The organism is Pseudomonas sp. MF6751 (assembly GCF_016613265.1).
Lineage (GTDB): Bacteria > Pseudomonadota > Gammaproteobacteria > Pseudomonadales > Pseudomonadaceae > Aquipseudomonas > Aquipseudomonas fluorescens_BV.
The window spans coordinates 60,238-75,024 of the sequence record NZ_JAENSV010000013.1 but is presented as its reverse complement, the minus strand read 5'-3'; the positions used below and the strand labels follow the sequence as shown (position 1 = coordinate 75,024).

General features: G+C 61.9%; 11 protein-coding genes. 6 read left to right on the top strand and 5 right to left on the bottom strand.

What is annotated here, in order from left to right; translation table 11 throughout:
- Positions 1 to 180 precede the first annotated feature (180 nt).
- From JJD66_RS13400 to JJD66_RS13390, 3 genes are read right to left on the bottom strand one after another with little or no spacing between them, the layout of a single operon-like run.
- On the bottom strand, positions 181 to 1,080 hold the full coding sequence (locus tag JJD66_RS13400; RefSeq protein WP_105227197.1) for a hydroxymethylglutaryl-CoA lyase: 900 nt from the start codon (positions 1,078 to 1,080) through the stop codon (positions 181 to 183).
- A 16-nt stretch (positions 1,081 to 1,096) separates the two neighbouring features.
- A complete protein-coding gene (locus JJD66_RS13395) occupies positions 1,097 to 1,489 on the bottom strand; it encodes a MerR family transcriptional regulator (RefSeq protein WP_003192195.1) in 393 nt (130 codons plus the stop codon).
- A gap of 53 nt (positions 1,490 to 1,542) precedes the next feature.
- A complete protein-coding gene (locus JJD66_RS13390) occupies positions 1,543 to 2,472 on the bottom strand; it encodes a LysR family transcriptional regulator (protein WP_198715905.1) in 930 nt (309 codons plus the stop codon).
- A 151-nt stretch (positions 2,473 to 2,623) separates the two neighbouring features.
- Here JJD66_RS13390 and JJD66_RS13385 point away from each other — a divergent pair, with 151 nt between their 5' ends.
- On the top strand, positions 2,624 to 3,853 hold the full coding sequence (locus tag JJD66_RS13385) for an acyl-CoA dehydrogenase (RefSeq protein ID WP_105227195.1): 1,230 nt from the start codon (positions 2,624 to 2,626) through the stop codon (positions 3,851 to 3,853).
- A gap of 130 nt (positions 3,854 to 3,983) precedes the next feature.
- Here the strand turns inward: JJD66_RS13385 and JJD66_RS13380 are convergent, their stop codons facing one another.
- Together JJD66_RS13380 and xthA are read right to left on the bottom strand one after the other, a co-directional pair.
- Complete coding sequence (locus JJD66_RS13380; protein WP_200648352.1) at positions 3,984 to 5,315, bottom strand: substrate-binding domain-containing protein; 1,332 nt, start codon at positions 5,313 to 5,315, stop codon at positions 3,984 to 3,986.
- 195 nt (positions 5,316 to 5,510) lie between these two features.
- Entirely contained in the window at positions 5,511 to 6,323 is an 813-nt protein-coding gene (gene xthA, locus JJD66_RS13375) for an exodeoxyribonuclease III (protein WP_200648351.1), read from the bottom strand.
- Between the two features lie 168 nt (positions 6,324 to 6,491).
- Here xthA and JJD66_RS13370 point away from each other — a divergent pair, with 168 nt between their 5' ends.
- From JJD66_RS13370 to JJD66_RS13350, 5 genes are all read left to right on the top strand, one after another.
- Positions 6,492 to 7,142, top strand: coding sequence for a GNAT family N-acetyltransferase (locus JJD66_RS13370; protein ID WP_200648350.1), 651 nt, complete (start codon positions 6,492 to 6,494; stop codon positions 7,140 to 7,142).
- Positions 7,143 to 7,206: 64 nt separating this feature from the next.
- Entirely contained in the window at positions 7,207 to 8,934 is a 1,728-nt protein-coding gene (locus JJD66_RS13365) for an autotransporter assembly complex protein TamA (RefSeq protein ID WP_200648349.1), read from the top strand.
- Positions 8,934 to 12,620, top strand: coding sequence for a translocation/assembly module TamB domain-containing protein (locus JJD66_RS13360; RefSeq protein WP_200648348.1), 3,687 nt, complete (start codon positions 8,934 to 8,936; stop codon positions 12,618 to 12,620). Before JJD66_RS13365 ends, JJD66_RS13360 begins: the two co-directional genes overlap by 1 nt.
- A gap of 236 nt (positions 12,621 to 12,856) precedes the next feature.
- Positions 12,857 to 13,330 carry a MarR family winged helix-turn-helix transcriptional regulator gene (locus tag JJD66_RS13355; protein WP_200648347.1) on the top strand — a complete coding sequence of 158 codons (474 nt, stop codon included), beginning with the start codon at positions 12,857 to 12,859 and terminating at the stop codon, positions 13,328 to 13,330.
- Positions 13,327 to 14,778 carry an efflux transporter outer membrane subunit gene (locus JJD66_RS13350; protein ID WP_200648346.1) on the top strand — a complete coding sequence of 484 codons (1,452 nt, stop codon included), beginning with the start codon at positions 13,327 to 13,329 and terminating at the stop codon, positions 14,776 to 14,778. The genes JJD66_RS13355 and JJD66_RS13350 overlap by 4 nt, the downstream gene beginning before the upstream one ends.
- The last annotated feature ends 9 nt before the right edge of the window (positions 14,779 to 14,787 follow it).

Below are 14,787 nucleotides of genomic sequence, written 5' to 3'. Positions count from 1 at the left end.
GGCGCTTTTTATTCTTGTTATGCCATAGAGATAGCAGAAGGCGTGCCAACTTTTTAAAAGTCTTTAAAATCAATGATTTGTATTTTTGGTCAATATTTTCTTTCAGTCGGTGCGGCGGATTTTGTTCCCGCGTTACCCGTTACGTCGGTGTGCGGTAACACATTGTCACAGCTGTGCTACTCACCCGGCGTTACGCACCTTCGCCACGCGGGACCCCGTTGGCCGTCCCAGCACCTGGCTGATCTGCTGGCCGGCGCCAATCAAGCGTTCCAGGTCGATACCCGTGTCGATACCCAGGCCGTTGAGCAGGTACAGCACGTCCTCGGTGGCGACGTTACCGCTGGCGCCCTTGGCGTAGGGGCAGCCGCCCAGGCCTGCGATAGAGCTGTCGAACACCGTGATGCCCTCCAGCAGGCTGGCATAGATGTTGGCGATGGCCTGCCCGTAGGTGTCGTGGAAGTGCCCGGCCAGCTTGTCCCGTGGCACTTGCGCGCCGACCACTTCGAACAGGCGCCGGGTAGCGCCCGCCGTGCCGGTACCGATGGTGTCGCCCAGGGACACTTCATAGCAGCCCATGGCATACAGCTCGCGGGCGACCGCCGCCACTTGCTCCGGGGCGATATCGCCTTCATAGGGGCAACCCAGTACACAGGACACATAGCCGCGCACGCTGACGCCGTGCTGCTTGGCGGCGGCCATGATCGGTGCGAAGCGCTCCAGGCTCTCGCTGATGGAACAATTGATATTGCGCTGGGAGAACGCCTCGGACGCCGCCGCAAACACCGCGACTTCCTTGACCCCGGCCGCCAGCGCATCCTCGAACCCGCGCAGGTTCGGTGCAAGTGCGCCATAGGTCACGCCGGGCTTGCGCTGGATCTGCGCAAATACCTCGGCGGAGCCGGCCATTTGCGGCACCCACTTGGGGGAAACAAAACTGCCGACTTCGATGTAGCTCAAGCCAGCGGCGCTCAAGGCGTCTACCAATCGGACTTTATCCGCCACGCTGATGGGCTGGGCTTCGTTCTGCAAACCGTCGCGCGGGCCGACTTCAACCAGGCGTACGTGGGAGGGGAGGGACATGGCAGTTACCTTCTGGTCAATGGCCGGCTTGGCTGATGGTCTGCGCCAGGGCCTGGGTGCAACGCTCTTCAGCGGTGTCCAGTTCCAGCTTCATCTGTTCGATATCCAGCAGTTGCTGTTCCAACTGTTCACGGCGTTCGGCGATCTTGGCCAGCATGCTGTTGAGTTGGATCTGGTTGCCGCCGGTGGGGTCGTAGAGTTCGATCAGTTCGCGGCATTCGGCCAGGGAGAAGCCGATGCGCTTGCCACGCAGGATCAGCTTGAGGCTGACCTTGTCCCGCGCCGAGTAAATGCGCTCCTGGCCCCGACGTTCGGGGGCCAGCAGGCCTTGTTCTTCATAGAAACGAATGGCGCGGGTGGTGATGTCGAGCTCGCGGGCGAGGTCGGAGATGCTGTAGGTGGTGCTCATGGCGGTGCTCAAGGAAGTCTTGGCGCTAAGCTAATTGCAGGTTGACGTAAACGTCAAGGCTGCAGGACTTTCTTTTCCTGGGCCGTCACCTGCTGGCACAACTCGATCATCTGCTCACGCATCCAGCGGTTCGCCGGGTCCTGGTCGGTGCTTTCGTGCCAGTACAAATGGGTTTCCACCGGCGGCACGTTGTTGACCGGCAAATGGAACCAGTGCAGTTCATGACGGCGAGCGAAACGCTCGGGCACGGTCATCACCATGTCGGTCTGTTGCAGCACCTGGGAAGCCATCAGGTAATGCTGGGAACGCAGGGCGATCTTGCGCTGAATGCCCATCTTGCCCAAGGCCAGGTCCACATAGCCCAAACCGTTGCGGCGGCTGGAGATATGGATATGGGTCAGCGACAGGTAATCATCCAGCGTGAATTTGTCCTTGCCCGCCATCGGGTGGCCCTTGCGCATGGCACACACGTAGTGGTCTTCCATCAGCTTGACGTGACGTACCTGCGGGTCGGTGTTGAGCGGTGCATCCACGGCAAAGTCCAGGCGCCCGGCCGCCAGTTCCTTGGTGGTCTCGCGGCGTTTGGACAGGAAACTCTCGATTACCACGGTCGGCGCCAGGCGACGCAGGCGCTGGAACAGCAGCGGCAGGATCACGGCCTCGGTCAGGTCGGTCATGCTGATACGGTAGGTCTTGGCCGCCTGCTGCGGGTTGAAGATGCGGCTTTCCTGCACGGACACGCGCAGCAGCGACAACGCATTGCGCACCGGGCCGATGATGTTCTGCGCCATGGGCGTGGGCACCATGCCTTGGGCGGTGCGCACGAACAGCGGGTCGTTGAAGGTTTCGCGCAACCGTGCCAGGGCGTTGGACACCGCCGGCTGGGTGATACCGACGATCTGGCCGGCGCGGGTCAGGTTGGCTTCGGTGTAGATCGCATCAAAGACGATGAAGAGGTTGAGATCGACCTTGCTCAGATTCATTTCGTTGCGCTCTTATTGTGAGGTGCTCATACGCCGATCATATATCGGTGATGAATGTTAATACACGGCGAGAATAGGCTAGGTAAATTATCAGCGCTGTTCTAGCATCGAATGCATGACCTAAACAACCTCTCAGAGAAGGGAGCTGCTCATGGATTTCGCCTATTCGCCCAAGGTTCAGGAACTGCGTGAACGCGTCACTGCGTTCATGGACGCTTATGTCTACCCGGCCGAACCGGTGTTCGAACGCCAAGTCAGCGAAGGTGATCGCTGGCAGCCCACGGCGATCATGGAAGAACTCAAGGCCAAGGCGAAGGCCGAGGGCTTGTGGAACCTGTTCCTGCCGGAATCCGAACTGGGCGCTGGCCTGACCAACCTTGAATATGCACCCTTGGCGGAAATCATGGGCCGCTCGTTGCTGGGCCCCGAGCCATTCAACTGCTCGGCTCCCGACACCGGCAATATGGAAGTGCTGGTGCGCTACGCCAACGAAGAACAGAAACAGCGCTGGCTCGAACCCTTGCTGCGCGGCGAGATTCGTTCCGCCTTTGCCATGACCGAACCGGATGTGGCGTCCTCGGACGCCACCAACATGGCCGCCCGCGCCGAACGCCAGGGCGACGAGTGGGTGATCAACGGCAAGAAGTGGTGGACCTCCGGCGCCTGCGACCCGCGCTGCAAGATCCTGATCTTCATGGGCCTGAGCAACCCCGATGCGCCGCGTCACCAGCAGCACTCGATGATCCTGGTGCCAGTCGATACCCCAGGCGTGAAGATCCTGCGGCCGCTGCCGGTATTCGGCTACGACGATGCGCCCCACGGCCATGCCGAAGTGCTGTTCGACAATGTGCGTGTGCCTTATGAAAACGTGTTGCTGGGCGAAGGCCGTGGCTTCGAGATCGCCCAGGGGCGCCTTGGCCCAGGCCGCATCCACCACTGCATGCGTTCGGTCGGTATGGCCGAACGCGCATTGGAGTTGATGTGCAAACGCTCGGTCAGCCGCACTGCCTTCGGCAAGCCTTTGGCGCGGTTGGGCGGCAATATCGACAAGATCGCCGACTCACGCATGGAAATTGACATGGCCCGCCTGCTGACCTTGAAAGCGGCGTACATGATGGACACCGTGGGTAACAAAGTGGCGAAAAGCGAAATTGCCCAGATCAAGGTGGTGGCACCGAATGTGGCCTTGAAGGTCATCGACCGCGCGATCCAGATGCACGGCGGTGCCGGGGTGTCCAACGACTTCCCGCTGGCCTATATGTACGCCATGCAACGCACCCTGCGCCTGGCCGACGGCCCGGACGAAGTGCACCGAGCGGCGATTGGCAAGTTCGAGATTGGCAAATATGTGCCTCGGGAATTGATGCGCGGCGGGCACTAACACCGCGTCGCCTGTATTCGCGAGCAAGCCCGCTCCCACACTCGACCGCATTCTCAAGTTGGAAATCGGTCAAGTGTGGGAGCGGGCTTGCTCGCGAAGAGGCCAGTGCCAACCACACAAAACTCAAGCCTCAGTACACCCAAACCTCCACCCGCCGATTCTTGATCCGGCCTTCATCCGCAGTATTGGCCGCCACCGGCATCTGCGCGCCGAACCCGCGGATATCCTTGAGCACCACGCCGCTCTTGACCAGCTCCCGGCGTACTGCCATCGCCCGCAACTTCGATAGCAGCGCCGCACGTTGCGGATCATTCTTGGTGTCGCCAAACCCCACCAGCGTCACCTGTTTATTCAGCTTGCCGTGGCTTCTGATATAGGCGACCACGCGCCGCACATCCTGGCGCGCCTTATTGTCGAGGCTGGCGCTGCCCTCGTCGAAACGAAAATTCACCGTCAGGCGCTGAGCGTCTCGGGCGATGGCCTGGTAATCGTCGGGCATCGACGGGCGCGGCGCCACACCGATCGCTTGCACCTGCTGGGCGATAAAGCCATTGGCAGCCACAATCGCCTGGCCCTTGCTGCCTTGGGTAAACTCCACCAACGCCTTGGCCCATGGGTTGCGGGAAGAGGGCGGCAAGTAGAAGAACAGCCGACGTGACAGCGGGTAATCCTCGGTGGCGATCAGGCTGGTCAGCGGCAACATCGGTTGCGAGTCGCCGTCGACAATCGCCACCGCCTTGGCCTGGCGCACAGAGGGCAGGCCGATAAAACCGATGCCCTGGGGGTCCTGGCTCACCGCATCGGAAAGCTGTTCGCTGGATTCAAAGCGCTTGGCCGACGGCGCAAGCGGTTGGCCGCGGCGGCTCAGCACCAGTTCCCGGAAGGTGTCGAAGGTGCCGGATTGATCATCCCGGGCATATAAATGAATGGGCCCGCCTGTACCTCCCAGTGCCTCCCAAGTGTTGACCTCGCCGTTGAAGATTTGCGCCAATTGCTCGGTGTTGAGGCTATTGAGCGGGTTGCGCGGGTTGACGATGATTGCCAGGCCATCAATGGCGATCACATGCTCGGCGCCTGGGGTTTTCAAGTCCCCCAGGGGGTCGAGGTCCACCAACTCGCTGTCTTTGATCGGGCGGGACGCTGCGGCGAGGTCGGCGCGGTTATTTTTCAGCGCCGCAAAGCCGGTGCTGGAACCGTGGGCCGCGACCTCGATGGTGACCGTCTTGCCTTGGCGTGTCTTGCCAACCACGCGCTGTTCATTCGCCCCGGCACCCGGTTCAGCACGCACATCCTGCAAACCCTGATACTCCATCAAGCCTTTGACCAGCGCCGGGCCGAGTGCCGCGCCGACGGTGTTGGAGCCCTGGATGCGCAGGGCCGGGCCTTGGTCGGGAATGGGCAGAGGGGCCGCCACGGCGGGGAGGGCGATTGCAAAACACAGGAACAGAACGCGCAGCATCATGCCGGCACCTTCTTAGGCCAAAGGGAGTGCCGGGAGATTAAGTCAGTCGGATTGCAGCCATATGACCGACACGGGGCTGGCACCCCTGATCTCCTGTAGGAGCGAGCTTGCTCGCGAAAAACGTCAACGATAACGCGGGCTTCCTGAATAAACGCGGCGCCCTCAAGTTCTTCGCGAGCAAGCTCGCTCCTACAATCAGCTCAGTTCCAACCAGATCGGCGCATGGTCCGACGGTTTCTCCAACCCGCGCAGGTCGTAATCCACCCCCGCATCCTTGACCCGTGGCACCAACCCGGTGGATGCCATGATCACATCAATGCGCAGCCCGCGCTTGGGCTCGTCCTCAAAGCCACGGCTGCGGTAATCGAACCAGCTGAAGCGGTCGGTCACGTCCGGGTTGAGGTGGCGGAAGCTGTCCACCAGGCCCCAGTTCTTCAAGCGTGCCATCCATTCGCGTTCTTCCGGCAGGAAGCTGCACTTGCCGGTTTTCAGCCAGCGCTTGGCATTGTCGGCGCCGATGCCGATGTCGCAGTCCTCAGGGGAAATGTTCACGTCGCCCATCACCACCAGCGCCTGGTCATTGCTGAACTGGCTTTCCAGCAATTGCTGCAAGTCTTCATAGAAGCGCTGCTTGGCCGGGAACTTGGTTGGGTGGTCGCGGCTTTCGCCCTGAGGGAAGTAGCCGTTCATGATGGTCACTGGGTGGCCGTTTTCGTCGGCGAAGGTGCCCCAGATAAACCGGCGCTGGGCGTCTTCTTCATCGCTGGCAAAGCCTTTGTGCACGCTCAACGCTTCGTTGCGCGAGAGCAGGGCCACGCCGTAGTGGCCTTTCTGCCCGTGGTAGTACACGTGATAACCCAGGGCCTGCACTTCGGCCAACGGGAACTGATCATCGTGGACCTTGGTTTCCTGCAAACCGATCACGTCCGGTTGATGCTTTTCAATCAGCGCCGCCAACTGATGAGGGCGAGCACGCAGCCCGTTGATATTGAAGGAGACGATTTTCATGGTCGGCAGTCCAGTCTGGCAAAAGGGCGATGCTAGCCGACAAGTCGGATGGGGGCCAGCGTGGCGGTAGGATGAATGCGCTGCTAATGTCTGGGAACGACTGGAGCTGTGCAGGTTCGTACCCATAAGAACGCCACGTTTGAGTGGCGCCCAGGGAGATTGACTGTTATGCCAGACACTTCGACGGCCACTGCCGAAATCCGCCTGCTCAATAGCGGTTACTCCCGCGAAGCGCGATCCCTGCTGTACCAGGCGTATCGCCATGAGCCGACCTTCGCCTACATCTTCGAAGCCGAGCGGTCGGGCTATGAGCAGCGAGTACGTGCCACTGTGCGCGAACTGGTCAAGCAGCATTTTTTCCAGAAACTCCCGGCCATCGGCCTGTTCGTCAACGACCGGCTGATCGGCATTGCCCTGATTGCACCGCCCCAGCGGCGCCTGGGCATCACCGAAAGCTGGGCCTGGCAAATCCGCATGTGGCTGAGCACCGGTGTGCGTGGTACGCGGCGTTACCTGGAATACCATCATGCCGTCATGGCGTGCCTGCCCAACGAGTCTGTGCATGTGCTGCCGTTGCTGGGTATTCACCCGCAGTTCCAGGGCAAGCACCATGGTGAGCAGTTGCTGGAAGCGGTACACAATTGGTGTGCCGACGACCCGCATTCATCCGGCGTGGTGCTCGACACCGGCAACTCCCGTTATCTGGATTTCTACAAGCGCCAGGGCTATGAGGAAATCGGCGAAGTCGCCGTAGGGCCGGTGCGCGAGCATGTGTTTTTCCATCCCAATCCCCAGGCGTTACATCCTGCAACGGCTTGAGACAGAATTATTCAGAAGAATCCGGGTTCATAGTTCCTCTCTCGCTCGTGTAGCATCCGCGCCTATGAAGTTTCCAGGAAGATTTACCAGCGGCTTGATTCTGCTGTTCACGAGCTGTGGCGCATTGGCGCAAAGCGAACTGGACGTGCGGATCAAACCCTCGAACGACGCGCTGAAAGCCAACATCGAAGGCTATATCGGCGGGGTGGGCGATCGTGATGAAGAAGCCTTGCTGCGGTTCAGCCGTGGCGCCGAGGAGCAGGCGCGTAAAGCCGCGCAGGCTCTGGGCTACTATCAGCCACAGATTGCCAGCGATGTGAAGGGCGGCAAGAATCCGCGCCTGACCCTCACCATCGATCCCGGCGAGCCGGTGCACTTGCGCGACGTCACCATAAGGGTCGATGGCCAGGCCGCGAGCCTCAAGGCCTTTCGAGTGCCCGCCAGCGACGACCTCAAGCCCGGCGCCGTGCTCAATCACGGCCATTACGAAGACGCCAAGCGCCTGATCCAGAACCAGGCCTCGCGCTACGGGTTTTTCAGCGGGCGCTTCACCAGCCAGAAACTTGCCGTAGACCCTCAAGCGGGCGTGGCCGACATCGAACTCATTTACGACAGCGGCCCACGCTACAGCATGGGCAAGGTCAGCTTCACCGGCGACACGCCCTTTGATGAAGAGCTGTTGCAGCGCATGGTGCCGTTCAAACCCGGCACACCCTATGACTCCGAACTCGTCGCGGAACTCAACCAGAACCTGCAAGCCAGCGGCTTCTTCGAAGGCGTGCGCGTCGACGCCAGCCCCACCGCCGCCACCGATGATGTGATCCCCGTGGCGGTGCAACTGGACACCCGCAAGCCGCGCACCATGGGCCTGGGCCTGGGTTATTCCACTGACGTCGGCCCACGGGGCAAAGCCAACTGGACGCGCCATTGGGTCAATCCACAGGGCCACAGTTATGGCTGGGAAGCCGAACTGTCGGCGCCACGGCAGAACGTCGGGCTGTGGTACGACATCCCGCTCGACCCGCCGCTCACCGACAAGTTGCGCTTTGCCGGCGGCTATCAAAATGAAGAGATCGCCAACACCGACACCCTGAGCAAGTTGCTCACCATCGGCCCCGAATGGCACAGCAAGTTGCCCAGTGGCTGGACGCGGGTGATCTCCCTCAAGTACCAGCGCGAAGAATATCGCCTGGGCAATGACTCGGGCCTGAGTAACCTTCTGATGCCTGGCGTGAGTTATTCCTACTTGCGCAGTGACAACCGCATCGACCCGCACCATGGCTACCGCCTGATGTTCGACACCAAGGTCGCCAAAGAGGGCCTTGGGTCCGACACCAACCTGCTTTACGGCACAGCGACGGTCAAGGGCCTGACCACCTTGTGGGACAACCACCGCTTCCTGGGCCGTGCACAATTTGGCGGCAGTGCCACCAATGGCTACAAATCCGTGCCTCCTTCCTTGCGCTTCTTCGCCGGTGGTGACCAGAGCGTGCGCGGCTACGAGTACCAGACGCTATCGCCCGAGAACGATCGCGGCGACCGTATCGGCGGCCGCTACATGGTGGCCTTGAGCGCTGAGTATCAATATTCCATCACCGATAAATGGCGTATCGCGACCTTTGTCGACCAGGGCAACTCCTTCAACAATCTGGACCTGCCCAGCCTGAAAACCGGCGTGGGCGTCGGCGTGCGCTGGGTATCGCCGGTGGGGCCGATTCGCCTCGACCTGGCCCATGCCCTCGAAGATCCGGGCGGCATTCGCTTGCACTTTTCCATGGGGCCTGAGCTGTGATGCGTGGTTTGAAAATCGCGGGGCTGGCGTTGGTTGCCATCCTCGCCTTGCTGTTGTTGGCGCTGTGGTCAGTGCTTGGCACCCAGGCGGGCAGTCGCTGGGCCTTGGCCCAGGTGCCAGGTTTGAGCGTGGAAAATTTCCAGGGGCGCCTGGGCGGGCAGTGGAGTGCCGATCATTTGCTGTGGCAGCAGGATGGCAGCCGCGTCGAGCTGAATGCACCGACGTTTGACTGGTCACCCGGCTGCCTGCTGCGCATGACCCTGTGCATCAACCGACTGGATGTGGAACAGGTCAGCCTGGAGTTCGCCCCCAGTGCCGAAGAGAGCGACAGCGGGCCGATTCAACTGCCCGACCTGAAGCTGCCGGTTTCTCTCCAGTTGGGCGATGTGCGCATTGGCAGCCTGCTGTTCAACGGCAATGAAGAACTCAAGGGCCTGCAACTGGTGGCGCACTGGACTACCGCCGGCCTGCAGATCGACTCGGTGCATCTGCAGCGCGACGAGCTGGTACTGGACCTCGCCGGTCTGCTGCAACCCAGCGGCGATTGGCCGTTGAATGCCACCGGTAATCTGAGCTTGCCCTATGCGCCGGGGGGCGCGCCCTGGAGCGTTGCCCTCAAGCTTGAGGGCGACCTGCTCAAGACCCTCAAGCTCGACGCCGACAGCAGCGGCTACCTGCCGGCCAAGCTCACTGGCGAGCTGCAACCCCTGGTGGAAAACCTGCCGGCGCAGGTGCACATCACCTCCGAGTCGTTCAAACCCAGCGCAGACCTGCCCGATACCCTGCAACTCAACCAACTGGACTTGAGCGCCAAAGGCGACCTGAGCAATGGCTACCAGTTGCTGGGCAAGGCCGTGCTACCGGCCGAAAACGGCCCGGTGGATTTACTGCTCAAGGGCAAGGTTGACGCCAAGGGCGCACAGATTGCCGGCCTGGACCTGACGGCCGGCGACAAGCAAAGCCTCAAGCTCAGTGCCAACCTGGACTGGCAACAAGGCTTCAGCGCGGACGCCAAGATCGACTGGCTGGACTTCCCCTGGCATCGCCTCTATCCGGTCATCGACGAACCGCAAGTGGCCTTGCGCACCTTCAACGGTGAAATCTCCTATAAAGACGGCAACTACCTGGGCAATCTAAAGGCTGACCTCGACGGCCCGGCGGGCAAGTTCAATGTGGTCACCCCCTTCAGTGGCGACCTCAAACAGGTCTTCCTGCCTGAGCTGAAACTGAGTGCCGGCCAAGGCAAGGCCGAAGGCCACCTGAACCTGCAATTTGCCGACGGCATTGCCTGGGACACCGCCCTGGATCTGTCGGCGCTGAACCCGGCCTACTGGGTCGCAGAGTTGCCCGGCACCCTGGCCGGGCCGCTGCGCAGCAAAGGTGAGTTCAAAAATGAACAGCTCAAGCTCAACGCCGATCTGGACCTCAAGGGCCGCCTACGCGGGCAAACCGCTGTGTTGGCGGCCAAGGCCGAAGGCGCCGGCGAACAATGGACCCTCGCCAACCTGGATATTCGCCTGGGCGACAACCGCATCAACGGCAGCGGCAGCCTGCAACAGCGCCTGGCCGGGCAGATCGACATCAAGCTGGCGCGCCTGGCCCAGCTCTGGCCGCAACTGCGCGGGCAAATCAACGGGCGTGTCGAGGTGGCCGGCACCTTGAAAGCCCCTCAAGGCAAGCTCGACCTCAAGGGTCAGCAACTGGCCTTTGCCGACAACCGTCTGCAAACCCTCAACCTGGACGCCAACCTTGATAGCGCCCAGCGCGCCAAGCTCGACCTCAAGGCCAACGGTATTCAAAGCGGCGAGACGCGAGTCGGCAACCTCACCGCCAGCGCCCAAGGCGATATCAAGAACCAGAAAGTCCAGCTGGCGCTGACTGGTCCGCTGGTAAAACTGGCCCTGGCCCTGGACGGCAACCTCAATAAAGACAACTGGCGCGGGCGCCTGGCCAGTGGCGACGTGCAAGCCGGTGGCCAGGACTGGCGGCTGCAAGCCCCGGCGAAGATCGAACGCCTGGCCGATGGCAAGCTGACCTTCGGTGCGCACTGCTGGGTCTCCGGTGGCGCTAGCCTGTGTGGGGAAGACCAGCGCCTGATGCCCGAGCCGAAGTTGCGTTACCACCTCAAGCAATTCCCTCTCGACAGCCTCGCGGGGTTCTTGCCCAAAGACTTCGCCTGGCAGGGCAGGCTCAACGCCGATGTGCAACTCGACTTGCCCCAGAGCGGCCCAAAAGGTGTGGTCGCGGTGGACGCCAGTGGCGGCACCTTGCGCGTGCGCGACAAGGGCCAGTGGCTGGATTTCCCCTACGACACCTTGAAACTGGAAACCACCCTCAATCCCAAGCGCATCGACACCCAGCTGAATTTCCGTGGCGGCAAGCTTGGCCAATTGTTGTTGCAGGCGCAGATCAATCCGCTGCCGAGCAACAAGCCGATCACCGGCAATTTCAGCCTTACGGGTCTGGACCTCGCCGTAGCGCGGCCCTTTGTGCCCATGGTGGAAAAACTCAACGGCAAACTCAACGGCAATGGCCGTATCTCCGGCGGCTTGCTCGCGCCCCTGGTCAACGGCAACCTGAACCTTGTGGACGGCGAAGTCTCCGGGCCGGAACTGCCCATCAGCCTCGAGGGCCTGAACCTGCAGGCGCAAATCGCCGGCGAAAGCGTGCAGCTCAACGGCGGCTGGCGCAGCGGCAAGGCCGGCCAGGGTAGCCTTACGGGCCAGATCGACTGGGGCCGTGCCCTGGCGGTCGACCTCAGCCTCAAAGGCTCGCAACTGCCGGTCACCGTGGAGCCCTACGCCCAGCTGGAAGTGGCGCCCGACCTGAAAATCAGCCTCAAGGACGACAAGCTGGCGATCGCCGGCAAGGTCCATATCCCCCGTGGCGACATCACCGTGCGCGAGTTGCCGCCGTCGACCGTCAAGGTTTCCGACGACACGGTGATCATCGGCAGCCAGACCGAAGAGGGCAAACCGCCAATGGTCATGGCCATGGATATCGACGTGGAGGTGGGCGAGGACCAGCTCAACTTCGCCGGCTTCGGCCTCACCGCCAAGGTCCAGGGCCACGTGCACATCGGCGACAACATGGACACCCGTGGAGAGCTGTGGCTCAACGACGGCCGCTACCGCGCCTACGGCCAGCGCCTCAACGTGCGCCGTGCACGCCTGTTGTTTGCCGGGCCGCTGGACCAACCGTTCCTGGATATCGAGGCGGTGCGCGTGGTGGTCGAATCGTCCCGCACCGTGACCGCCGGTATTCGCCTGAGCGGCAGCGCTGAACAACCGACCACGCAAATCTTCTCCGAGCCGGCCATGGCCCAGGAAGATGCGTTGTCATACCTGGTGCTGGGCCGTTCGCGCACCAACACCGGCGAAGACAACAACATGCTCGCCGAAGCCGCCCTGGGCCTGGGCCTGATGGGCAGCGCTGGCGTGACCTCGGATATTGCCAATAAGCTGGGCATCCAGGACTTTGATCTGGACACCCAGGGTACGGGTAACAGCACCGCCGTGGTGGCCAGCGGCAAGATCAACGAGAAGCTCAGCTTGCGTTATGGGGTAGGGGTGTTCGAACCGGCTAACACCATTGCCTTGCGCTACCTGCTGAGCAAGAAGGTGTACCTGGAAGTGGCCACGGGCGTAGCGAGTTCCCTGGATATCTTCTACAAGCGCGATTTCTGACCGGTATCCGGTAAAAATGTGGGAGGGGGCTTGCCCCCGATAGCGGTGGGTCAGCGACAAACAAGTTGACTGACATACTGTTATCGGGAGCAAGCTCCCTCCCACATTTGGTTTTCATTTCACTCCAGTCTTCGACCAACTACCAAGCAACCTAATTATTCCATTTGACATTCGCTGCCTAAGCAGTAACATCTCGTCACACATTCACTGCCTAGGCAGTAATAAGGTGACTTTCGATGCCTCACTTCACCCCTGACGACTTCCACAACTGCCATCTCGGCCTGTTGCTGGGCCGCGCCGCGATCCTCAAGGACCGCATCATCGACACCCATATGGAACCCCACGGCATCACGGCCGCGCAGTTCAAGGTGTTGATCATCATGGCCCAGTTCGGCGTCGATACCCCGGCGGAGCTGTGCCGCAACCTGTCCCTGGACAGCGGTTCGATGACGCGCATGCTCGACCGGCTGGAGCAAAAAGACCTGCTCAGCCGCAAGCGCTCCGAGCTGGATCGCCGCCAGGTGCAGTTGGTGCTGACCGCCGAGGGCCAGCGCCTGGCGGACATGCTCCCGCACATTGGCGCCAAGGCCCTTAACCAGTTGGCCGGCGTACTTGAGCCGGGCGAGCTGGAAACCCTGGAGCGGATCCTGAAGAAAATGCTGATCGCTGCGGGTGACCCCATCACGATCCAGCGGGTAGGTCGATCATGAACACACGCGCACTCAGCCTGGTGCTGGCGGCGATGACGTTGGCCGGTTGTGCCAACTACAGCGGCCTCGATACCCAGGGCCAGCGCCTCGACGCCAATACCCTGCAAACCGGTAAATCCCTGAGCGGCGTGACGCTGTCGAGCGCCGCCTGGCCGGCCGCTGACTGGTGGAAAAGCCTGGGCGACCCGCAGCTTGACGGCCTGATCCAGGAAGCCCTGCAAAACAGCCCAGACATGCAAGTCGCCGACGCCCGCGCCCACCAGGCCGAAGCCGCCGCCTATGCCGCCAACGCCGCGCGTATGCCGACGGTGGATGCCAGCGCCGGCGTGAGCCGTTCGCGCCTGGCCAAGGACCAGGACCCACGCGGGCAGGGCGATGCCTATTCGACGGTGCGCAACATCGGCGCCAGCTTCAATTACAACTTCGACCTGTGGGGCGGCCAGCGCGCCGCCTGGGAAGCGGCGTTGGGCGAGGCCCGTGCTGCCGAGGTCGATCGGCAGGCCGCGCGCCTGACCCTGGCCGCGAACGTAGCCAAGGCCTACAGCGACCTGGGCCAGGCCCATATCGTGCGTGACCTGGCGGTAGATGACCTCAAGCGCACTCGCCAGATGCTCGACCTGAGCAAGCGCCGCCTGAGTTCCGGTATCGACAGCGAGTATCAGTTCCAGCAGACCGAGAGCCTGGAAGCCAGCTCCCAGTCGCAACTGATTGACGCGGAAAAACAGCTGCAAAGCGCCAAGATCGCCCTCGCCGTGTTGCTCGGTAAAGGCCCGGACCGCGGTGACGAGTTGGCTCGCCCAGCGGTGCTCAAACCCAGCGCCGTGGCCGTGCCGGCGGTGTTGCCAGCCGAGCTGCTCGGTCGTCGCCCGGACCTGGTTGCCGCACGCTGGCGAGTAGAGGCCGCGAGCAAGAACATCGACGCCAGCAAGACCCGCTTCTACCCCAACCTCAACCTGAGCGCGAGCGCCGGTGCCGAGTCGTTGTTGGGCGACGCGATGTTCGGTTCGGCCAGCCGCTTCTTCAACATTGCGCCGACCATCTCGCTGCCGATCTTCGACGGCGGCCGCCTGCGCGCCGACCTCGATGCCCGCGACGCCGACTACGACCTGGCCGTGGCCCAGTACAACAAAACCCTGGTGCAAGCCTTGGGCGATATCGGCAACAGCCTGTCCCAACTGCGCGACACCGGGCGGCAGATCCAGGCCCAGCAACATGCCGCCGACATCGCGCAGCAGTCCTACGACACCGGGGTGCAACGCTACAGCTCAGGCATCGGTAACTACCTGGATGTGCTCAGCATCGAGCAGCAATTGCTGCAGGCCCAGCGTCAGTTGGCCACCCTGAATGCGGCGCAGATCGACCTGTCGATTCAATTGATGCAGGCCCTGGGTGGCGGGTATCACGCCAACAGCGTGGCCGCGACCACCCCCGCAACACGCACGGAATAATTTGAGGTA